Source organism: Streptomyces sp. NPDC007983 (genome assembly GCF_042958345.1).
Lineage (GTDB): Bacteria > Actinomycetota > Actinomycetes > Streptomycetales > Streptomycetaceae > Streptomyces.
Genome location: NZ_JBIBJI010000013.1, coordinates 142,738 through 161,359, shown reverse-complemented (window position 1 = coordinate 161,359; position 18,622 = coordinate 142,738). Strand labels below are relative to the sequence as shown.

The 18,622-nt window shown below is 68.6% G+C and carries 22 protein-coding genes and 1 tRNA gene; 8 read left to right on the top strand and 15 right to left on the bottom strand.

Annotated elements, in window-relative coordinates:
• Positions 1–70: 70 nt before the first annotated feature.
• On the bottom strand, positions 71–871 hold the full coding sequence (locus ACFZCY_RS32150) for an ABC-2 family transporter protein (RefSeq protein ID WP_391181124.1): 801 nt from the start codon (positions 869–871) through the stop codon (positions 71–73).
• A 269-nt stretch (positions 872–1,140) separates the two neighbouring features.
• Between ACFZCY_RS32150 and ACFZCY_RS32145 the strand changes: the two genes are divergently transcribed.
• Positions 1,141–3,432, top strand: a complete 2,292-nt coding sequence (locus ACFZCY_RS32145; protein WP_391181121.1) for a transglycosylase domain-containing protein — start codon at positions 1,141–1,143, stop codon at positions 3,430–3,432.
• Between the two features lie 88 nt (positions 3,433–3,520).
• Here ACFZCY_RS32145 and ACFZCY_RS32140 read toward each other — a convergent pair whose 3' ends face one another.
• Together ACFZCY_RS32140 and ACFZCY_RS32135 are read right to left on the bottom strand one after the other, a co-directional pair.
• Positions 3,521–3,868: a co-chaperone GroES gene (locus tag ACFZCY_RS32140; protein WP_055555322.1), complete on the bottom strand. Its 348-nt coding sequence runs from the start codon at positions 3,866–3,868 to the stop codon at positions 3,521–3,523.
• Between the two features lie 58 nt (positions 3,869–3,926).
• Entirely contained in the window at positions 3,927–4,283 is a 357-nt protein-coding gene (locus tag ACFZCY_RS32135) for a DUF3618 domain-containing protein (protein ID WP_391181118.1), read from the bottom strand.
• Between the two features lie 194 nt (positions 4,284–4,477).
• Here ACFZCY_RS32135 and bcp point away from each other — a divergent pair, with 194 nt between their 5' ends.
• Positions 4,478–4,945, top strand: a complete 468-nt coding sequence (gene bcp, locus ACFZCY_RS32130) for a thioredoxin-dependent thiol peroxidase (RefSeq protein WP_391181116.1) — start codon at positions 4,478–4,480, stop codon at positions 4,943–4,945.
• A 457-nt stretch (positions 4,946–5,402) separates the two neighbouring features.
• Here the strand turns inward: bcp and ACFZCY_RS32125 are convergent, their stop codons facing one another.
• Both ACFZCY_RS32125 and ACFZCY_RS32120 read right to left on the bottom strand, forming a co-directional pair.
• The gene (locus ACFZCY_RS32125; RefSeq protein WP_391181113.1) at positions 5,403–5,597 is read right to left on the bottom strand and encodes a hypothetical protein; all 195 of its coding nucleotides are present in this window, start codon (positions 5,595–5,597) and stop codon (positions 5,403–5,405) included.
• Complete coding sequence (locus ACFZCY_RS32120) at positions 5,594–6,010, bottom strand: hypothetical protein (protein WP_391181110.1); 417 nt, start codon at positions 6,008–6,010, stop codon at positions 5,594–5,596. Before ACFZCY_RS32120 ends, ACFZCY_RS32125 begins: the two co-directional genes overlap by 4 nt.
• 122 nt (positions 6,011–6,132) lie before the next feature.
• Between ACFZCY_RS32120 and ACFZCY_RS32115 the strand changes: the two genes are divergently transcribed.
• The 5 genes from ACFZCY_RS32115 (at position 6,133) to ACFZCY_RS32095 (ending at position 10,201) form a co-directional block, all read left to right on the top strand.
• Positions 6,133–6,591 (top strand): hypothetical protein, encoded by a 459-nt coding sequence (locus ACFZCY_RS32115; protein WP_391181107.1) that lies wholly within the window; start codon positions 6,133–6,135, stop codon positions 6,589–6,591.
• Between the two features lie 25 nt (positions 6,592–6,616).
• Positions 6,617–7,960, top strand: a complete 1,344-nt coding sequence (locus tag ACFZCY_RS32110) for a hypothetical protein (protein WP_391181105.1) — start codon at positions 6,617–6,619, stop codon at positions 7,958–7,960.
• A 746-nt stretch (positions 7,961–8,706) separates the two neighbouring features.
• Complete coding sequence (locus ACFZCY_RS32105) at positions 8,707–9,396, top strand: HNH endonuclease (protein WP_391181102.1); 690 nt, start codon at positions 8,707–8,709, stop codon at positions 9,394–9,396.
• Positions 9,393–10,064 (top strand): HNH endonuclease, encoded by a 672-nt coding sequence (locus ACFZCY_RS32100; protein WP_391181099.1) that lies wholly within the window; start codon positions 9,393–9,395, stop codon positions 10,062–10,064. The genes ACFZCY_RS32105 and ACFZCY_RS32100 overlap by 4 nt, the downstream gene beginning before the upstream one ends.
• Positions 10,065–10,117: 53 nt before the next feature.
• A tRNA-Leu gene (locus ACFZCY_RS32095) sits at positions 10,118–10,201 on the top strand.
• Positions 10,202–10,257: 56 nt separating this feature from the next.
• Here ACFZCY_RS32095 and rdgB read toward each other — a convergent pair.
• From rdgB to ACFZCY_RS32075, 4 genes are all read right to left on the bottom strand, one after another.
• Positions 10,258–10,899 carry an RdgB/HAM1 family non-canonical purine NTP pyrophosphatase gene (gene rdgB / locus ACFZCY_RS32090; RefSeq protein WP_391181097.1) on the bottom strand — a complete coding sequence of 214 codons (642 nt, stop codon included), beginning with the start codon at positions 10,897–10,899 and terminating at the stop codon, positions 10,258–10,260.
• 28 nt (positions 10,900–10,927) lie between these two features.
• A complete protein-coding gene (locus ACFZCY_RS32085; protein ID WP_391181094.1) occupies positions 10,928–11,332 on the bottom strand; it encodes a hypothetical protein in 405 nt (134 codons plus the stop codon).
• A gap of 64 nt (positions 11,333–11,396) precedes the next feature.
• Positions 11,397–12,122 carry a ribonuclease PH gene (gene rph, locus ACFZCY_RS32080; RefSeq protein ID WP_055555335.1) on the bottom strand — a complete coding sequence of 242 codons (726 nt, stop codon included), beginning with the start codon at positions 12,120–12,122 and terminating at the stop codon, positions 11,397–11,399.
• Between the two features lie 116 nt (positions 12,123–12,238).
• Positions 12,239–12,532, bottom strand: a complete 294-nt coding sequence (locus ACFZCY_RS32075) for a PTS glucose/sucrose transporter subunit IIB (protein ID WP_361487530.1) — start codon at positions 12,530–12,532, stop codon at positions 12,239–12,241.
• A 196-nt stretch (positions 12,533–12,728) separates the two neighbouring features.
• Here ACFZCY_RS32075 and ACFZCY_RS32070 point away from each other — a divergent pair, with 196 nt between their 5' ends.
• A complete protein-coding gene (locus ACFZCY_RS32070; protein WP_391181092.1) occupies positions 12,729–13,964 on the top strand; it encodes a PTS transporter subunit EIIC in 1,236 nt (411 codons plus the stop codon).
• Between the two features lie 60 nt (positions 13,965–14,024).
• Here the strand turns inward: ACFZCY_RS32070 and ACFZCY_RS32065 are convergent, their stop codons facing one another.
• The 6 genes from ACFZCY_RS32065 to ACFZCY_RS32040 form a co-directional block, all read right to left on the bottom strand.
• Positions 14,025–14,777: an MBL fold metallo-hydrolase gene (locus tag ACFZCY_RS32065; RefSeq protein WP_391181090.1), complete on the bottom strand. Its 753-nt coding sequence runs from the start codon at positions 14,775–14,777 to the stop codon at positions 14,025–14,027.
• Between the two features lie 193 nt (positions 14,778–14,970).
• Complete coding sequence (locus tag ACFZCY_RS32060) at positions 14,971–15,921, bottom strand: cysteine synthase (RefSeq protein WP_391181087.1); 951 nt, start codon at positions 15,919–15,921, stop codon at positions 14,971–14,973.
• Positions 15,921–16,199, bottom strand: coding sequence for a MoaD/ThiS family protein (locus ACFZCY_RS32055; RefSeq protein ID WP_055555341.1), 279 nt, complete (start codon positions 16,197–16,199; stop codon positions 15,921–15,923). The genes ACFZCY_RS32060 and ACFZCY_RS32055 overlap by 1 nt, the downstream gene beginning before the upstream one ends.
• 104 nt (positions 16,200–16,303) lie before the next feature.
• Positions 16,304–16,420, bottom strand: a complete 117-nt coding sequence (locus tag ACFZCY_RS32050; protein ID WP_361487485.1) for a putative leader peptide — start codon at positions 16,418–16,420, stop codon at positions 16,304–16,306.
• A 93-nt stretch (positions 16,421–16,513) separates the two neighbouring features.
• Positions 16,514–16,936 carry a Mov34/MPN/PAD-1 family protein gene (locus ACFZCY_RS32045; protein WP_391181083.1) on the bottom strand — a complete coding sequence of 141 codons (423 nt, stop codon included), beginning with the start codon at positions 16,934–16,936 and terminating at the stop codon, positions 16,514–16,516.
• A gap of 80 nt (positions 16,937–17,016) precedes the next feature.
• The gene (locus tag ACFZCY_RS32040; protein ID WP_391181080.1) at positions 17,017–18,423 is read right to left on the bottom strand and encodes an amino acid permease; all 1,407 of its coding nucleotides are present in this window, start codon (positions 18,421–18,423) and stop codon (positions 17,017–17,019) included.
• Positions 18,424–18,622: the final 199 nt, after the last annotated feature.

Here is an 18,622-nt window from a genome sequence, read left to right as displayed (position 1 = left end):
GACGATCAGCACATAGGCGCGCAGCCCCTGACCCACCCGCGCCCCGAACGCCTCTTCACCCGCCCCCGGCTCAGCCACCCTGGACCACCACCTTCCGGGTCGCGACCGACTGCAGCGCCCGCCCGGCCGCGAACAGCACCACCGCCCACCCCGCCTGGAAGGCCAGCGCCCCCGCCACCGCGGCCCCCCGGTGGTGCCCCAGGAAGACATCCGCGGGCACCTGGAGCATCGCCGCCCACGGCAGCGCCCGGGCCACCTCGCCGAGCTGCCCGGGGAACACGTTCAGCGGCAGCACCATCCCGGAGAAGAACATGCACAACAGACCGCTCATCAGGCTCAGCCCCGACCCGTCCAGCAGCCAGAAGGCGGCCAGCGCGACCAGATAGCGCACCGCGAACCCCACACACACCGCGAGCACCACCGACAGCAGAAAACACAGCCAGGTCAACACAGAGCCCGGCAGGGTGAGTTCGAACGCCAGTGCGCCGCACGCCATGGGCACGATGCCGCGCCCCAGCAACTGGAACGCGGCCCGGCCGAGGTCCGAGGCCAGCCACCACAACTGGAGGTCGACCGGCCGGTAGAGGTCGACGGCGATGTCACCCGACCGGATCCGCTCCTGCAGCTCGTCCTGGAAGCCGCCGCCGAACAGCGCAACGGTCGCCAGCAGCGCCTGACCCAGCCAGACGAACGTGAGCGCCTGGGAGAGGTCGTACCCGCCGAGATGCGGCCGTTCGTCCCACAGCGCGCGGTACGTGTACGCCACGATGAAGCCGAAAACGGTGTTGGTGAACACCCCGGCCACGGTGGCCACCCGGTACGTCGCGTAGCGTTTGAAGCCGCTCAGCGCGACGGCCGCGTAGAGCCGCATCAGCCTCTTCCCCCTCCCCCGTCCGCACGGCACCAAAGCTTGGGAGCCTAGTCCGCGGGAAGGTGACACAGCCAGGTGTTTTTCACCGGATGGTGTGAGGGGAATCACTCATCCGGCCGGTCACAGACCAGTCACGGGTGCGTGCCACGTCCCTGGCCCGGAACGGATGATGCGACAGTGTTTTATGGGGCGTACGACGCGAATCGCCCGACCGTGCACGATTCCGCCGCGGCGCAACCCTCGACGGCGGCCGAGGAGTCTCAGGAGACATGAGCGACGAGCCCCAACTGATCCACGGCGGCACGGCCGGTGTGGGCGACCCGAGCAGCCGCAACGGCTCCGGCAGCGGCGGCACCGCGGGCAGAAAGGGCCGCCCCCGGCGCACCGGCTGGCGCCGGCTGCTCCCCACCTGGCGGATGGTGGTCGGCGGATCGCTGCTGTTCCTCCTGCTCGTCGCGGGCGGCCTGGTCACCGGCTACCTGCTCGTCGACATCCCCGCGGCCAACAAGGCGGCCATCGCCCAGAGCAATGTCTTCCTGTACTCCGACGGCTCCCCGCTCGCCCGTGAGGGCAAGGTCAACCGGGAGAACGTACAGCTCAGCCAGGTGCCCAAGCGGACCCAGCACGCGGTGCTCGCCGCCGAGGACCGGGACTTCTACACCGAGTCCGCGATCAACCCCGAGGCGATGGTCCGGGCCGTCTGGAACACCGCCACCGGCAAGGGCAAGCAGTCCGGCTCGACGGTCACCCAGCAGTATGTGAAGAACTACTACCTGGACCAGGAACAGACGGTCACCCGCAAGGCCAAGGAGTTCTTCATCGCGATCAAGCTGGATCGCGAGGTGAGCAAGGACAAGATCCTCGAGGGCTACCTCAACACCAGCTACTTCGGCCGCAACGCCTACGGCATCCAGGCCGCCGCCCAGGCCTACTACGGCAAGAACATCGACGAGCTGAACACCGCGCAGAGCGCCTACCTGGCCACTCTGCTCAACGCCCCCAGCGCGTACGACATCATCGCCCACCCGCAGAACAAGCCGCGGGCCGAGGCCCGCTGGAACTACGTCCTCGACGGCATGGTCAAGAAGCACTGGCTCAGCCGCGCCGAGCGCAACAAGATGACCTTCCCCGAGCCCACCGAGGCCAAGGCCCCCTCCGGCATGTCCGGCCAGCGCGGCTACCTCGTCGAAGCGGTCGAGGACTACCTGACCAGCAACGGCATCATCGACGAGCAGACCCTGGCCCGGGGCGGCTACCGGATCACCACCACGATCGACAAGAACAAGCAGGACGCCTTCGCGGGGGCCGTCCGCGACCGGCTGATGAGCAAGCTCGACGGCGACCGCAAGGTCGACCGCTACGTCCGGGCGGGCGGCGCCTCGATCGACCCCAAGACCGGGAAGGTCGTCGCCCTCTACGGCGGCATCGACTACACCAAGCAGTTCGTCAACAACGCGACCCGCCGTGACTACCAAGTGGGATCCACTTTCAAGCCATTCGTCTTCACCTCGGCGGTGGCCAACGAGGCCACCACCCAGGACGGCCAGACGATCACCCCGGACACCCTCTACAACGGCGACAACAAGCGCGAGGTGATCGGACCGGACGGCCCCACCGGCTACGCGCCCGCCAACGAGGACGACGTCGACTACGGCGACATCGACGTCACCACGGCCACCGACAACTCGGTGAACTCGGTGTACGCGCAGATGGCCGAGGACGTCGGCCCCGCCAAGGTCAAGCGGACCGCCATCGACCTGGGCATCCCCAAGGACACCCCCGACCTGCACGCCTCCCCCTCCATCGCGCTCGGCCCCGCCACCGCCAGCGTGCTGGACATGACCGAGGCCTACGCGACCCTCGCCAACCACGGGCGGCACGGGCAGTACAGCCTGGTCGCCCAGGTCACCAAGGACGGCGCCCAGGTCAAGCTGCCGGACCGGGCGGAGCGGCAGGCCATCCCCCGGACCGCAGCGGACACCACCACCTCGATACTGCAGAGCGTCGTCGACGGCGGCACCGGCACCGCCGCGCAGGGCGCCGAGCGCCCGGCCGCCGGCAAGACCGGCACCGCCGAGGAGGACAAGGCGGCCTGGTTCGCGGGCTACACCCCCGACCTGGCGACCGTCGTGGCCGTCATGGGCCAGGACTCGAACACCGGCGTCCAGAAGCCGCTGTACGGGGCCACCGGGCTGGACCGCATCAACGGCGGCGGCTACCCCGCCGAGATCTGGGCGGACTACGTCTCCGGGGCGCTGGACGGAAAGCCCCCGGCCGACTTCGACCTCAAGCTGGAGGACGGCGGCGGCACCCCCGATCTGCCGACCACCCCCACCGAGGCCCCATCCTCCGCCCCGTCGATCCCCACCACGCCGCCCAGCACGGAGCCGACGGCCCCCAGCGAGCCCCCCACGTTCCCGACGTTCGACCCGCCGACCGAGCCCAGCACCGAGCCCCCGCAGACCGCGCCCACGGACTTCCCGACCGGCCCGCCGACCGACGGCGGCCCCGGCGGGCCCGGCGACCCGGGCGGGGACATCGGAGGCCCGGACGGCGGCTGAGCCCCGGCGCCGGAAGACACGACAGAGGGTGGTGACGGGATCGTCACCACCCTCTGCACGTCTCCTACGTACGCTCCTGCAGGTACCCCTACAGGTACAACCCCGTCGAGTCCTCCGCGCCCTCCAGCCGCTCGGCGGCGACGGCGTGCAGATCGCGCTCGCGCATCAGCACGTAGGCGACTCCGCGGACCTCGACCTCGGCCCGGTCCTCCGGGTCGTAGAGCACCCGGTCGCCCGGCTCCACGGTCCGCACGTTCTGCCCGACCGCGACCACCTCGGCCCAGCCCAGCCGCTTGCCGACCGCCGCGGTCGCGGGGATGACGATACCGCCGGTGGACCGGCGCTCACCCTCCGGAATGTCGGTACGGACCAGCACACGGTCGTGCAGCATCCGGATGGGCAGCTTGTCATGGGACGTGTTCGCACTCACGGTCATGACCGTACCCGCCCGAACGGCGTACCGGTGCCGCAGGGCACCAGAACGCCCCGGACCCTCACTTACGGCGCTTGCAGCCCTTGCGGCCGCCACCGCGCCCGCCGCCGCGCGACGACGACACGGCCAGCAGCCCGACCAGCCCCACCACGACGAGCGCGACCGGCACGATCCGCTCCATCCGCGGCGCCCCGTCCTCGGTGACCAGCTGGCCGCGCACATGGGTGACCACCCGGTTCGCGGACACATACGCCCGCCCCGCCGTCCGGTCCACGGCCGACGCCGCCTTCGCCTTCGCGTCACCCATGATCGTCTTCGGGTGCACCCGCACCCCGATCTCGTCGAGCGTCACGGCGAGATCCTGCCGCCGCCGGGCGATGTCCGCCTCGATCTGCGCAGGGGTCCTGGCATCCGACACCGCGCTGCCTCCGTCGTCGTCCCGATGATTCCTGGTGGACGACAGTCTGTCAGTTTCCCCCCACCCCCGCCCCACGGCACCCCCGGCGAAGATGCTGGCTAATGTCGTCACGTAACGCCTGCCGTCACGTAACGCCTGCCGTCACGGAACGCCTGCCGTTACGGAACACCAGAAGCCACGAGGAGCACCCCACCATGAGCGAGCGACTGCAGCCCGGCGACACCGCCCCCGCCTTCACCCTCCCCGACGCGGACGGCAAGCAGGTCTCGCTCGCCGACCACGCGGGCCGCAAGGTCATCATCTACTTCTACCCCGCCGCCCTCACCCCCGGCTGCACCAAGCAGGCCTGCGACTTCACCGACCAGCTCGACTTCCTCGCCGGACACGGCTACGACGTCATCGGCGTCTCCCCCGACAAGCCGGAGAAGCTCGCCAAGTTCCGCGACCAGGAATCCCTCAAGGTCACCCTGCTCGCCGACCCCTCCAAGGAGACCCTGGAGGCCTACGGCGCCTTCGGTGAGAAGAAGCTCTACGGCAAGACGGTCACCGGCGTCATCCGCTCCACCGTCATCGTCGACGAACAGGGCAAGGTCGAGCGCGCCCTCTACAACGTCAAGGCCACCGGCCACGTAGCCAAGATCATCAAGGACCTGGGCCTCTGACCCCCGCTCCCCTAAAGCGGGTGTCGCAGGTTCGAATCCCGCCGGGCGCACCAGCTGCGCAGCAGGTCAGAGAGCCACAAGGCCTCTCGTTCATTCGAACGGGGGGCCTTTCTCGCGTCTGGATGCCACATGGATGCCGCATCCCCAGATGATCACGACGGTGCAGGGCCCGGCCACGCATTCCGCCGGGGCCGGAGCCCCGTCACCTGCGGCCGACCGCAGGGCAAGGGGGCGGGCCGCTGTCGACGTGTCCGGTACGGGGGCCCGGACACCAGCGGCCCGCCCGGTCATGGCGCCACGGCGCGCGCCGCCCGCCGGACAGCGTCGTGCAGGCGCTCACCGTCCGGGCATCGCTGGCTGGTGCGGCAGTCGGGGCAGACTTCGGCGTGGTCGAGGAACCGGCTCCAGGGCGTCCGGTGTGTGGCGGGCTCTCGGCAGGCCTTTTTCCAGAAGACCTTCACGGCTGCCGCCTGCCGGGATCGCGGCGGGCGAGGAGACCGCCGTCGAACGGGTCGCGCTGCTGCGGGAAGGTGGGCGCGCAGTCGGGGCAGGCGTAAACCGTGCCCCCACCGGCGCTCGCGCCGTGCCCGATCGCGACGACGACCGGTTCCCTGGTGGTCGTTTGGCAACGGGCGCAGACCTGAACACTCACCGGGCCGTCGCCCCCTCGGCGGGCTCTGCGGCGATCGCCTGCACCAGGGCCTCGCGGAGCCGCCCGGGGTCGGTCAGGTACCGGTCCGGACCCACGGGCACGCGCCAGTGCAGACGCGGACCGCCCCTCCAGTGCGCGGGCGGTACACCGACGTACGTGACCTCGACGCCCTGCGCGCCCAGGGCGTGGATCCCCGCCTGGAGACGTGGCCAGTCCTGCGCATGACCCGCCGGGATGAGCCAGTACATCAATCCGTAGTCGGCGATGACGGCGCCGGACGCGTCGCCGAGTAACCCCAGCGCCCGTTCACCGATCTCAGCGGGCGCGCGCAGGACGTCCCAGTGCGGGCCGACCTTGACCATCTCGACGTCACTGCCACGCGGCGGCATCCATGGCACAGTTCTCGTTGTCATGTCGCTGCTCCCGGAAACGCCCTGTGGCCGACGAGACCGCGATAGCTGGATGTGTCCATGCATCGATGTCACCGCACCGGCAGGCGCAGCGGGATATGACAACCAATGACACGGAGTAGATCATGACTCGGGCTGTGACCATCACCGGCACCCGGTCCACAGGGCATCGTGATCTCGACAGCTATGCCGAGCTGTTCACCCGCTACCTCGCCCCGTTCGCCGACGCCGAGACACGCTTCTACATCGGCGGTGCCAAGGGCATCGACAGCCTGTCCCTGCTCTGGCTGGCCGAGAACACCCACGCGCAGATCACCATCGTCGTCCCCGGCACCATCCGGCAGCAGCCCGCTGAGGCACAGGAGGCCATCGCCCGCAGCCGCGGCCGCATAACGGAGATCGTCGAGCTGCAAGCGGCAGAACTGAACAGCCCGGCCTTCCACGCCCGGAACCGGTGGATGGTCGACCACTCCGACATGGTGATCGGGTTCCCCCTCATCGGGCCACAGGGGACGGCGGGTACGTGGCAGACCCTCAACCACGGTGCCAAACAGGGGAAACCACACCTGATCGTGCCCGTGTGACGTGGATCACCGGCATGATGAGGCCATGAGCACGTGCGAAACCCTCCTCGGCGCTGCTGCCCTCAAGTCCCTCCGCAAAGCACGAGGCTGGTCTCTGGCCGATACCGCGCGGGCACTCACCGAGACGGCCCGCCGCCTCGGCCAGCCCCTCGCCCCATCCGTCCCGAGCGTGCAACGATCCGTTGCCCGGTGGGAGAGCACCACGAGCCCCATCCTGCCCAGCGACCGGTACCAACTCCTGCTGGCCCACCTCTACGCCCGAAGCACCGACGGTCACATCTCACTCGGGCCCGGCAGCGACTTCGCCGAACTGCTCGACGCCCTCGCGCACCTGGGCGAAGCAGAAGCGCAACTCCATGAACTGCGCACCCTCCTGGTCCGCACGGCAACCGACGGCGGCACCGGCCTCCTCGCCCTGCTCGGGCCCACCACTGAGGCGTCCATGGCAGCCGCGCTCGCCGATCCAGCACTCGCCGACGACGCACTCCTCGACGGGCTGCGGACGGCAGTCGAGGACGTCAACACACAAGTAGGGTCTATCCCCTTCGCCCGACTGCAGCTACTGCTCGCCCCAGTGACCGAATCTTGCCGACTGCTACTGGCCGGCGGCGCGCCCGAGCCGCTGCTGCCCGGGTTACGCACGGTCGCCGCTCAGGCGTACACCCTCGCTGGACGGTTGGCGTTCGAGACCCGCGACGACCAGGCGTCCCACGCTTTGTATGCGGCCGCAACACACGCGGCAGGACTGCTCGACACCAAGTGGCGCCGAGCCATCGTTCACATGAGCCACGCCCTGGTCACGCTCTACTCAACCCCCGGCATCGGCGCGGCCCGTGGGCTGGTCGACGCCGCGGTACGCGATGCCCGCACGGGCGACAGCATCCGCGTACGCGCCCGAGCCCATGCCCTGCAAGCCGAGATCGCCGCCCGCTCGGACGCCGAACGGCATGCCCAGACCGCGCTGGCGCTCGCCTGGTACGACGTCGAACGCGACGCGGACGGCGACCCGGTGCCCACGAGCTTCAGTGCTGATCACCTGCGAGGCTTCGAGGGATTGTGCGAGCTGTACGTAGGAGACGCGGCGGTCGCCCACGACGTCTTCGCCAGCAGCGCAAAGGCCCTGCGAGGACCACGTGAGCGCGTACAGCGGACCATCGTCACCACTGATCAGGCGCTGGCCTGCATCCGCCTCAACGCACCGGAAACAGCCGTGAACCTCCTGCACGACTGCATCAGCACCACAGCCACCACCGGCGGACGCGTGCCCGCGCTTCGCCTACGCCAGGCACGCAAAGCCCTCCGACCCTGGCGCCACGAAAAATTCGTCGCGGACCTGGACGACCACCTCATCGACATACTCGGCAGCTAATGCAACGAGGAGCACGACGGCGCGGGCGAAGGCTCGATTCGCCGGAACCGACGGGACGTGGTCGTTCGACCGACCTAGTCGGACGCCGTGTCTTCCCGAGTGGTAGGAAATATCAGCCGGGCGGCCAAGACGATCACTCCCAGGGACCCCAAGGCCAGGCCATGACGGAGCCACCTCATGCCGCCCTCCCAGTCCTGGGGAGGACCGAAGACCAGCCAGAGCGCAACACTGACGCCGACCAGCACACTTGCTACGCCAGCCATGCGACGTAATCCAGGTCTCATGAGCCCAGGATCTCCGGTAGCCCTCCAACTCACAATCGATAAAGCGGCGAGTTCAGACCGCTCGGCTCGGGGGCAGTGCCGTCGCCCGCGTTCGCGCCGGGCTCGATCGCGATCACGACGCGGCCTGGTAGTCGTGAAGGCTCACCGGGACGTTGCCCCCTCGGCGGGCTCAACGGCGATCGCCCGCACCAGGGGCCTCGCGGAGCCGTCCGGGGTCGGTCAATGCCCGGTAGGGCCCACGGGCACTCGCCAGTGCAGGCGTGTGCTACCCCTCCAGCGTGCGGGCAACAGCGGACATTGGCAGCCCGGGACAGTCGTGCACGAAGTGTCGGCCCAATAGGGAGGGTTCCAGACAGCCGGGGCGATCGAACTCCGCCTGCGCGGTCCCGCGCGTAACCGCCGGGCGAGTAGTTCGTTACTCAGTGCGATGGTGCGACATGTGGTCGCATGGGGGAGGAAAGCGTGCCAGTCAGCCCGTATACGCGAGAACGCCTTGCCGAAGCCGCAGGATCCTCAACGACGCTGTCGGAGGCCTTGATCAAACTCGGGGTCGACCCCGAAAGCACGACCCGACGCTATATCCACGAGCGCATGAAGAGGATGGACATCGACACGTCGCACTTCGAACGAGAGGGCGGCCGTTGGACAAGGGAGATCCTCGAATGCGCAGTGGCGGCGTCAACGAACATGTGTGACGTCCTGCGACACCTAGGGGTTGACATCGTAGGCGGCCAGCACACTCACATCAGCCGCCGAATTCGCGCCTTCGGAATTGAAACATCGCATTTCGAACGAGCGCCCCGCAGCGAAAGGACGAAGAATATCGGGCGTCGGCGGTCGCCCGAGGAACTGCTCGTGGAAGCAGATCAGCTCACCGCCCGTCGCGCGCCCAGCGCGCGCCTCAAGCTCGCGATGCTGGAGCGCGGAGTTGATGAGCGTTGCGCGCAATGTGGCACCGAGCCGTTCTGGCGCGGACGCCCCCTCCCTCTGGAGGTCGATCACATCGACGGCGACTGGCGGAACAACCGGCTCGAGAATCTGCGGCTCTTGTGCCCCAACTGCCACTCGACCACAGACACCTATCGTGGACGCGGCAAGGGCCGACGCGCCGGCGGTCAACGGAAGGAAGCCAGGACCGGGGCCGCGGAATGAGCGGCGGCGTCCAGTACACCCAGGAACTCCTGGAAAGGGCGGCAGCAGCCTGCGTGAACATCGACGAGGTCATCGCCTTCTGCGACGCTCGTCCCTACCACCAGCTCCGTCGCCACCTGTTCAAGCGGTTCGCCCACTTCGGCATCGACGTCTCACACCTCGAACGGCGCGGCATCCGCGAGGCCGCACCCCGGCCCTCCAAGGACCAACTTCGGGAAGCCGTCAATAACTCCATTTCCATCGCCGGCGCATTGCGACAGCTGGGCAGGCCTGACAGCACCAGGGCTCGGACACTCTTCCGCCAGTGGGTGGCAGAGGACGGCCTCGACACCGAGCACTTTCTCGGACAGGCGCATCAACAAGGAAAGCGGCGGGAAGCCAAGCCACCCGAGCAGGTGCTGGTCAAGCATGACGGCGCACGGCGCACACGAACATCTGTCTTACGTCGAGCGCTTCACGACATCGGCGTACCCGAACGGTGCTTCGAATGCAAGACCGGAGCGTCGTGGGGCGGCAGACCCATGACGCTGGAAGTCGACCACATCAACGGCGACTGGAGCGATGACCGGCCCGAGAATCTACGGCTCCTCTGCCCAAACTGCCATGCCGTCACGGCAACCTGGTGTCGGGGCGGCAGATCCCGGGGAAAGCATCAGGCCGGTCCGTGACGCATACCCGCGTGTCACAGGAGCCGTCGGCCCGCTAGGATGGCTAGCACCTGGCGGTCGTTGCTGAATTGGTATAAGCGAGGGTTTTAGGTGCCCTTGGGAGAAATCCCATGTGGGTTCGAGTCCCACCGGCCGCACGTACCTTGGATTCGAAGGCGCGGTCCGCACATCAGCGGACCGCGCCTTCGCGTTGTCACCCCAGCAGTTCCCGGACCACCGGGGCCATCGCGCGGAAGGCCTGGCCGCGGTGGCTGATGGCGTTCTTTTCTTCGGGGGTGAGTTCGGCGCAGGTGCGGGTGTCGCCGTGGGGCTGGAGGATCGGGTCGTAGCCGAAGCCGCCGCCGCCGGTGGGTTCGTGGCGGAGGGTGCCGGTGAGGCGGCCGGAGACGACGCGTTCGGTGCCGTCGGGGAGCGCGAGGGCCGCGGCGCATTCGAAGTGGGCCGTGCGGTGCTCGTCGGGGACGTCGCGGAGCTGGCCGAGCAGCAGCTCGAGGTTGGCGCGGTCGTCGCCGTGGCGGCCGGACCAGCGGGCGGAGAAGATGCCGGGGGCGCCGCCCAGGACGTCGACGCAGAGCCCCGAGTCGTCGGCGATGGCCGGGTGGCCGGTGGCCTGGGCCAGGGCGTGGGCCTTGAGGAGGGCGTTCTCGGCGAAGGAGACGCCGGTCTCCTTGACGTCCGGAACGTCCGGATAGGCGTCGGCGCCGACGAGTTCGACGTCGAGCCCGGCGTCGCCCAGGATCGAGCGCAGCTCGGTGATCTTGTACGCGTTACGGGTGGCCAGGATCAGGCGTCGGGGGTGTGCGCTGTCCGCCCCTGCGGTGTGCTGTGGCTGCATAGCTCTCGATTAGATCAGGGCCTGGAGATCAGGAGGTGCAGACCTTGGACAGTTCGCCGGTGGCGTCCTTGACCGGGGTCAGGTCGGGGCGGTCGCCGCTGTCGACGGAGGCCTGGACGTTGTCCAGGGCCTTCCGGAGGTGGTCGAGGGCCTTACCGACGTCCGTGTCGTCGGTGCGGTCGCCGATCTTGTCGATGTCCTTGGCGAGGGCGTCGAGGACCGTGTCGGCCTCGGTGGGGTCGAGGGCGGCGCCGGTGGCGGCGTCCTGGAGGTCGTCCACGTCGTTGGATATCTCGACCGCGAGCCGGCCGCAGTCGAGGGCCTTGTCCACGGCGTCGCAGCCGACGGTCAGCGGCGCCAGGAAGGCGACCGCGGCGAGCGTGGTGACGGCGGCGAAACGGTGGCGGTCGCTACGGGCCTGGCGTGGCGTCATGGACGGTCCCTCCCCTGGGATCGGACGCGGGCGCGCGCAGGTGTCGCGCGCCCCCGTCATCTGATTACACGCCAAGCGCCGCCCGCTGGTTGCCCGCCAGCTCGACGCAGCCGCCGACGGCGAGGTCGAGCAGGCTGTTCAGCTCGTCGCGGGCGAAGGGCTCGCCCTCCGCGGTGCCCTGGACCTCGACGAAGCGGCCGTCGCCGGTGCAGACGACGTTCATGTCGGTTTCGGCGCGTACGTCTTCCTCGTAGCACAGGTCGAGCAGCGGGACGCCGCCGACGATGCCGACGCTGACGGCCGAGACGGTGCCGGTGAGCGGCTGCCGGCCGGCCTTGATCAGCTTCTTGCCCTGGGCCCAGGTGATGGCGTCGGCGAGGGCCACATAGGCGCCGGTGATGGCGGCGGTGCGGGTGCCGCCGTCGGCCTGGAGGACGTCGCAGTCGAGGACGACGGTGTTCTCGCCGAGGGCCTTGTAGTCGATGACGGCGCGCAGCGAGCGGCCGATGAGGCGGGAGATCTCGTGGGTGCGGCCGCCGATCTTGCCGCGGACGGACTCGCGGTCGCCGCGGGTGTTGGTGGCGCGCGGCAGCATCGCGTACTCGGCGGTGACCCAGCCCTCGCCACTGCCCTTGCGCCAGCGCGGGACACCCTCGGTGACGCTCGCGGTGCACAGGACGCGGGTGTCGCCGAAGGAGACGAGGACGGAGCCCTCGGCGTGCTTGCTCCATCCGCGTTCGATGGTCACGGGGCGGAGCTGGTCGGGCGTACGGCCGTCGATACGAGACATGGGACGAGCCTATCGGCAACGCGGCGGGCCCCGGTCCGGTGAGGAGCGGGGCCGGGCGGTCTCAGGCCGTGGCTGTGACCGTGGCCGTGACCGTGAGCGCGTTCACTTCAGGGCTTTCACATCAGGTCTTCGATCTCGGCGGCGATCGGGTCCGCGTCGGTGCCGATGACGACCTGGATCGCGCTGCCCATCTTCACCACACCATGGGCGCCGGTGGCCTTCAGGGCGGCCTCGTCGACCAGGGAGGGATCCTTGACCTCGGTGCGGAGACGGGTGATGCAGCCCTCGACCTCGACGATGTTGTCGATGCCGCCGAGTCCCGCGACGATCTTCTCAGCCTTGCTGGCCATGTCCACTCCCTGTTGTCCTGAGCTGTCCTGTGTTGTCCTGTTGTCTCGGCCCTTCCGGATACCGGGTGAACGCCATCCCTACGGTAACCATGCGGGCCCGGCCGCGCAGGATCGTCAGTGGTTCAGACCACACAGGAATGACAGATTCCTTTATTCGATCCTCACGTGCTACAACAGGTCTACACCACATGTGGTGTAGACCATATCGCGGGCCGTCCCCAGTATCCCGAGCGCCCGCCTCACCAGGAGGAATCCGATGAGTACGGCCACCGCCTCGGCGGCGCCCGCCCAGAAGCGGGGCGCCGGTCTGATCAAGGGTATGCAGAAGATCGGACGCAGTCTCCAGCTGCCCGTCGCCGCCCTGCCCGCCGCGGGCATCCTGAGCCGGCTGGGCCAGGACGACGTCTTCGGCAAGGCGGGGCTCGGCTGGAACAAACTCGCGGAGATCTTCGCCCACGCGGGCGGCGCGCTCTTCGACAACCTGGCCCTGCTGTTCTGCCTCGGCGTCGCCATCGGCTTCGCGAAGAAGTCGGACGGCACGACGGCGTTCGCGGCCCTGGTCGGCTTCCTCGTCTACAAGAACGTGCTGACCGGCTTCGTCAGCGACGTCACCGGCAAGCCGCAGGACCCGGGCGTGCTGGGCGGCATCGTGGTCGGCATCACGGCGGCCGTGCTGTGGGAGAAGTACCACCGCACCCGGCTGCCGGACTGGCTGGGCTTCTTCAGCGGACGCCGCTTCATCCCGATCCTGATGTCCTTCGCGGGCGTGCTGTACGGCGTCGTCTTCGGCTATCTGTGGGGGCCGATCGGTGACGGTCTCAACAGCTTCTCCGAGTGGCTTTCGGCCAATGGCGCGGTCGGCTCCGGGATCTTCGGCGTGGTCAACCGGCTGCTGATCCCCGTCGGCATGCACATGCTGCTGAACTCGTTCGCCTGGTTCCAGTTCGGCGACTTCTCCTCCGGCGGTCAGACCTGGCACGGCGACATCGCGCGCTACTTCCACGACGACCCGTCGGCCGGAATGTTCATGACCGGCTTCTTCCCGATCATGATGTTCGCCCTCCCCGCCGCCGGTCTCGCGATCGCGCACTGCGCCCGCCCGGAGCGCCGCAAGGCCGTGATGGGCATGATGATCTCGGTCTCGCTGACCGCCTTCGTGACCGGTGTGACGGAGCCGATCGAGTTCTCGTTCATGTTCATCGCGCCGGTGCTGTACGGAATCCACGCCGTGCTCACGGGCGTGTCCATGGCGCTGACCTGGGCGCTCGGGATACGCAGCGGCTTCACGTTCTCCGGCGGGCTCTTCGACTATCTGCTGGGGTGGTCGCACAGCGAGAAGGCCTGGATGATCATCCCGATCGGGCTGGCCTTCGCCGTCCTGTACTACGTGGTCTTCCGCTTCGTGATCACGAAGTTCAACATCCCGACACCGGGCCGCGAACCGGAGGATTCCCTCGACGACGCGGCCGCGACGACCGCCGCGAAGCGCTAGCCGCACACGCGAACGCGAACGGGCCGGATCTGCGAGGCAGATCCGGCCCGTTCGCGTTCGTCAGACTTCGTAGACGGCGCCCGCGCGCGCCAGGGTCACCGAGCCGTCGAAGACGGCCTCGGCGTCGCGCTGGTTGAGGTGCGGGTCGGTCCACGGGGGGATGTGGGTGAGGACCAGGGCGGCGGCGCCCGCGGCTTGCGCGTGCTCACCGGCCTGGCGGCCGTTGAGGTGCAGCTCCGGGATGTCTTCCTTGCCGTGGGTGAAGGCCGCCTCGCAGAGGAAGAGGTCGGCGCCCCGGGCCAGGTCGGTCAGGGCCTCGCAGGGGCCGGTGTCACCGGAGTAGACCAGGGCGCGGCCCCCGTGCTCGACGCGGAAGCCGAAGGCCTCCACCGGGTGGCAGACCCGGGCGGTGCGGATCGTGAAGGGGCCCAGTTCGAAGGTGCCCGGGGTCAGGGTGCGGAAGTCGAAGACCTCCTGCATCGACTTCTCGTCGGGCACGTCGTCGTACGCCTGGACCAGCCGGCGTTCGGTGTCCTCGGGGCCGTAGACCGGGATCGCCTCGGCGCGGCCTCCGTCGTGCCGGTAGTACCGGGCGACGAAGTAGGCGCACATGTCGATGCAGTGGTCGGGGTGGAGGTGGGAGAGGATCACGGCGTCGAGGTCGTAGAGACCGCAGTGGCGCTGCAGCTCGCCAAGGGCGCCATTGCCCATGTCGAGGAGCAGCCGGAAGCCGTCGGCCTCTACGAGGTAGCTCGAGCAGGCCGATTCCGCGGACGGGAACGACCCCGAGCATCCGACGACGGTGAGCTTCATGGAGCAGGAACCTCCTTGGAGGGTCCCCATGCCGAGGGCCATGGGCGAGGCGGCGGGTGCGGGGTCATACGGGGTGCCCACGAGCGTAAGGCGCTAAAGCCCTGGTAGCTCCTCCACAGGCCCACGTTGTGGGCGGAATCACCAGGACGGAGCCCCTGGGCAGCCGCGTATGCCCGCACCCGGGCCGCGATGTCTACGCCCAGAGCTGGCCGTGGAGGGTCTCGACCGCCTCCTCGGTGGTGGCGGCGGTGTAGACGCCGGTCGACAGGTACTTCCAGCCGCCGTCGGCGACGACGAAGACGATGTCGGCGCTCTCGCCCGCCGTGACCGCCTTGCGGGCGACACCGAGGGCGGCGTGCAGCGCGGCACCGGTGGAGACGCCCGCGAAGATGCCCTCCTCGGCAAGGAGTTCACGGGTGCGGGCCACCGCGTCCTCGGAGCCGACGGAGAAGCGGGTGGTCAGTATGGACTCGTCGTACAGCTCGGGGACGAAGCCCTCATCCAGGTTGCGCAGCCCGTATACGACGTCGTCGTAGCGCGGCTCCGCGGCGACGATCCGCACGCCGGGCTTGTTCTCGCGCAGGAAGCGGCCGACGCCCATCAGGGTGCCGGTGGTGCCCAGGCCCGCCACGAAGTGGGTGACGGAGGGCAGGTCGGCCAGGATCTCGGGGCCGGTGGTGGCGTAGTGGGCGCCCGCGTTGTCCGGGTTCCCGTACTGGTAGAGCATCACCCAGTCGGGGTGCTCGGCGCTCAGTTCCTTGGCCACCCGGACGGCGGTGTTGGAGCCGCCGGCGGCGGGCGAGGAGATGATTTCCGCGCCCCACATGGCGAGCAGCTGGCGCCGCTCCTCGCTGGTGTTCTCCGGCATGACGCACACGATGCGGTAGCCCTTGAGCTTGGCCGCCATGGCGAGCGAGATGCCGGTGTTGCCGGAGGTCGGCTCCAGGATGGTGCAGCCGGGGGTCAACCGGCCGTCCTTCTCGGCCTGTTCGATCATATGGAGCGCGGGGCGGTCCTTGATCGAACCGGTCGGGTTGCGATCCTCCAGCTTCGCCCAGACCCGGACCTCCGGGGAGGGCGAGAGCCGTGGCAGCCGGACGAGCGGCGTGTTGCCGACCGCTGCCAGGGGGCTGTCGTACCGCATCAGCGCATTCCGCCGGCGACGGCCGGGAGGATCGTCACGTTGTCGCCGTCCGAGAGCTTGGTGGAGATGCCGTCGAGGAAGCGGACGTCCTCGTCGTTCAGGTAGACGTTGACGAAGCGGCGCAGCTCGCCGCCGTCGACCAGGCGCTCCTGGATGCCGGAGTGCCGGGACTCCAGGTCGGCGAACAGCTCGGCGAGCGTGGTCCCGCTGGCTTCGACCGCCTTCTGGCCGTCGGTGTAGGTGCGGAGGATGGTCGGGATGCGGACCTCGATGGCCATTCTCAATCTCCTGTGGGAGGGCGGGGTGGACTTCCCGGCCGGAAGGGCCGGAGGGCGTCGTCGAAGGGCTTCGGGCGGCGGGCGCGAGAGGACGCGGGACGCGCTCAGGCAGCCTCGGCGCGGCGCGGACACATCGCGCTGGCGAGCCGGCACAGGTCGACGTGGAGCCGCGCCACGAGCAGCATGCCCGGCGTCTTCTCGCTCACGTCTTCGGAAACCATGAACTCATCGTATCGATTCCCGGTCCGGCCCTCGGAAGCACGTCCCGCTATACGGGCGGGTAACATCCGCGATGCGAGACGACCGCTATCGGGTCAGCCCGGGACGATCTCGACTCCCTCCTCGGTGACCTCGCCGTCGACGATCCGGAAGGAACGGAACTGGAAGGGGCCCTCGTCGTTTCCGCAGTCGGCGGTGGACACGAGGACGTAGTGCGCACCGGGCTCATTGGCGTAGGAGATGTCCGTACGGGAGGGGTAAGCCTCGGTGGCGGTGTGCGAGTGATAGATCACGACCGGCTCTTCATCACGGTCGTCCATCTCGCGGTAGAGCTTGAGCAGATCGGTCGAGTCGAACTCGTAGAACGTGGGAGAGCGGGCCGCGTTCAGCATCGGGATGAACCGCTCGGGGCGGCCGCTTCCGGCCGGGCCCGCGATCACGCCGCACGCCTCGTCGGGGTGGTCGGCCCGGGCGTGGGCGACGATCTGGTCGTGGAGGGCCTGGGTGATGGTCAGCATGCCGAAAAGAATAGGAGGCGGGCTCCGGACCGAGGTCCGGAGCCCGCCTGCTGAGACGATGTGCCCAAGGGGCGGAAGCGTCAGTCCTTGGCGAACTCGGGCTTGCGCTCCGGGTCGGTGACCTCGGGCGTACGGCTCTTGAGCACGAACCAGCCGATCACCATGATCACCGCCCACACGGCCCCGACGTACAGGCAGATGCGGGTCTCCGAGTCGTACGCGATGAGACCGGTGACGCCGGTGAGGAAGACGAGCGCCACCCAGCTGAAGACCGTGCCGCCGGGCGCCGGGAAGGACGAGGCGGGCAGCCGGCCGGCCACGACGGCCTTGCGGTAGCGGATGTGGCTGATCAGGATCATCGCCCAGGCCCAGATGCCCGCGACCGTGGCGATCGAGGTGACGTAGGTGAAGACCTTGTCCGGAACGGTGTAGTTCAGTATCACGCCGATGCCCATGAGGAAGGCGGAGAGGGCGATACCGGCGAACGGGGTCTTGCGGGCGTTGAGCTTGCCGAAGATGCCCGGCGCCTCGCTGTTGGCGGCCAGGTCGCGCAGCATGCGGCCGGTGGAGTACATGCCGGAGTTGCAGGAGGACAGGGCCGCGGTGAGGACGACGAAGTTGACGATGCCCGCCGCCAAGGGGATGCCGATCACCGAGAAGGCGTGCACGAAGGGGCTCTCACCGGCGGAGAACTCGGTCCACTTCACGACGGAGAGGATGACGACCAGGGCGCCGACGTAGAAGACGATGATGCGGAACGGCAGGGTGTTGATCGCCTTGGGCAGGGTCTTCTCGGGGTCCTGGGACTCACCCGCGGTGATGCCGACCAGCTCGACGGCGAGGTAGGCGAACATGACGCCCTGGAGCGTCATCAGGCTGTCGCCTATGCCGTTCGGGAAGAAGCCGCCGTGCGACCAGAGGTTGGAGACGGCCGCGGTGTCACCGGCGTCCGAGAAGCCGAGGGTCAGCACGCCGAGACCGATGACGATCATGCCGATGATCGCGGTGACCTTGACCATCGAGAACCAGAACTCGACCTCGCCGAAGATCTTCACCGAGATCAGGTTGACGCCGAAGAGCAGCACCAGGAAGACCAGGGCGCTGACCCACTGCGGGATCGACGGGAACCAGAAGTGGATGTAGATGGCCGCGGCGGTCAGCTCGGCCATTCCGGTCACGACCCACATGAGCCAGTAGGTCCAGCCGGTGACGTAACCGAAGAACGGGCCGAGGAACTCGCGGGCGTACTCCGCGAAGGATCCCGAGACGGGGCGGTACAGGAGCAGCTCTCCGAGCGCTCGCATGATGAAGAAGATGACCACGCCCGCGAGGGCGTACATCAGGATGATGCTGGGCCCCGCCTTGGCGATGTTGGCCCCGGCGCCCATGAACAGACCGACACCGATGGCACCGCCGATGGCGATCATCTGTACCTGTCGACTGCCCAGGCCGCGCTCGTAGCCCTCTTCGGGCGCCGCTGAGGTCATGTGGTGTGCCTTTCTCCCTGTGCGGCTGGCGATCGTGAAGATTTATCACGAGAGCAGCACTGATCCACTCAGTGGAATGTGAGGCACACCACAAGAAGAAGAGGACAAAGGGAATCGCGCGCGACAAAGCGTGCGGACGCGGTGATGCGATCGTTATTCGGAGTTGAGCACTCCCTAAACGAACACTCAGTGATCACAA

Coding starts and splice junctions, on each gene's coding strand:
- ACFZCY_RS32150 (WP_391181124.1), bottom strand. CDS start 871: ATGCGGCTCTACGCGGCCGTCGCGCTGAGCGGCTTCAAACGCTACGCG.
- ACFZCY_RS32145 (WP_391181121.1), top strand. CDS start 1,141: ATGAGCGACGAGCCCCAACTGATCCACGGCGGCACGGCCGGTGTGGGC.
- ACFZCY_RS32140 (WP_055555322.1), bottom strand. CDS start 3,868: ATGACCGTGAGTGCGAACACGTCCCATGACAAGCTGCCCATCCGGATG.
- bcp (WP_391181116.1), top strand. CDS start 4,478: ATGAGCGAGCGACTGCAGCCCGGCGACACCGCCCCCGCCTTCACCCTC.
- ACFZCY_RS32120 (WP_391181110.1), bottom strand. CDS start 6,010: ATGACAACGAGAACTGTGCCATGGATGCCGCCGCGTGGCAGTGACGTC.
- ACFZCY_RS32115 (WP_391181107.1), top strand. CDS start 6,133: ATGACTCGGGCTGTGACCATCACCGGCACCCGGTCCACAGGGCATCGT.
- ACFZCY_RS32110 (WP_391181105.1), top strand. CDS start 6,617: ATGAGCACGTGCGAAACCCTCCTCGGCGCTGCTGCCCTCAAGTCCCTC.
- ACFZCY_RS32100 (WP_391181099.1), top strand. CDS start 9,393: ATGAGCGGCGGCGTCCAGTACACCCAGGAACTCCTGGAAAGGGCGGCA.
- rdgB (WP_391181097.1), bottom strand. CDS start 10,899: ATGCAGCCACAGCACACCGCAGGGGCGGACAGCGCACACCCCCGACGC.
- ACFZCY_RS32085 (WP_391181094.1), bottom strand. CDS start 11,332: ATGACGCCACGCCAGGCCCGTAGCGACCGCCACCGTTTCGCCGCCGTC.
- rph (WP_055555335.1), bottom strand. CDS start 12,122: ATGTCTCGTATCGACGGCCGTACGCCCGACCAGCTCCGCCCCGTGACC.
- ACFZCY_RS32070 (WP_391181092.1), top strand. CDS start 12,729: ATGAGTACGGCCACCGCCTCGGCGGCGCCCGCCCAGAAGCGGGGCGCC.
- ACFZCY_RS32065 (WP_391181090.1), bottom strand. CDS start 14,777: ATGAAGCTCACCGTCGTCGGATGCTCGGGGTCGTTCCCGTCCGCGGAA.
- ACFZCY_RS32060 (WP_391181087.1), bottom strand. CDS start 15,921: ATGCGGTACGACAGCCCCCTGGCAGCGGTCGGCAACACGCCGCTCGTC.
- ACFZCY_RS32055 (WP_055555341.1), bottom strand. CDS start 16,199: ATGGCCATCGAGGTCCGCATCCCGACCATCCTCCGCACCTACACCGAC.
- ACFZCY_RS32050 (WP_361487485.1), bottom strand. CDS start 16,420: ATGGTTTCCGAAGACGTGAGCGAGAAGACGCCGGGCATGCTGCTCGTG.
- ACFZCY_RS32045 (WP_391181083.1), bottom strand. CDS start 16,936: ATGCTGACCATCACCCAGGCCCTCCACGACCAGATCGTCGCCCACGCC.
- ACFZCY_RS32040 (WP_391181080.1), bottom strand. CDS start 18,423: ATGACCTCAGCGGCGCCCGAAGAGGGCTACGAGCGCGGCCTGGGCAGT.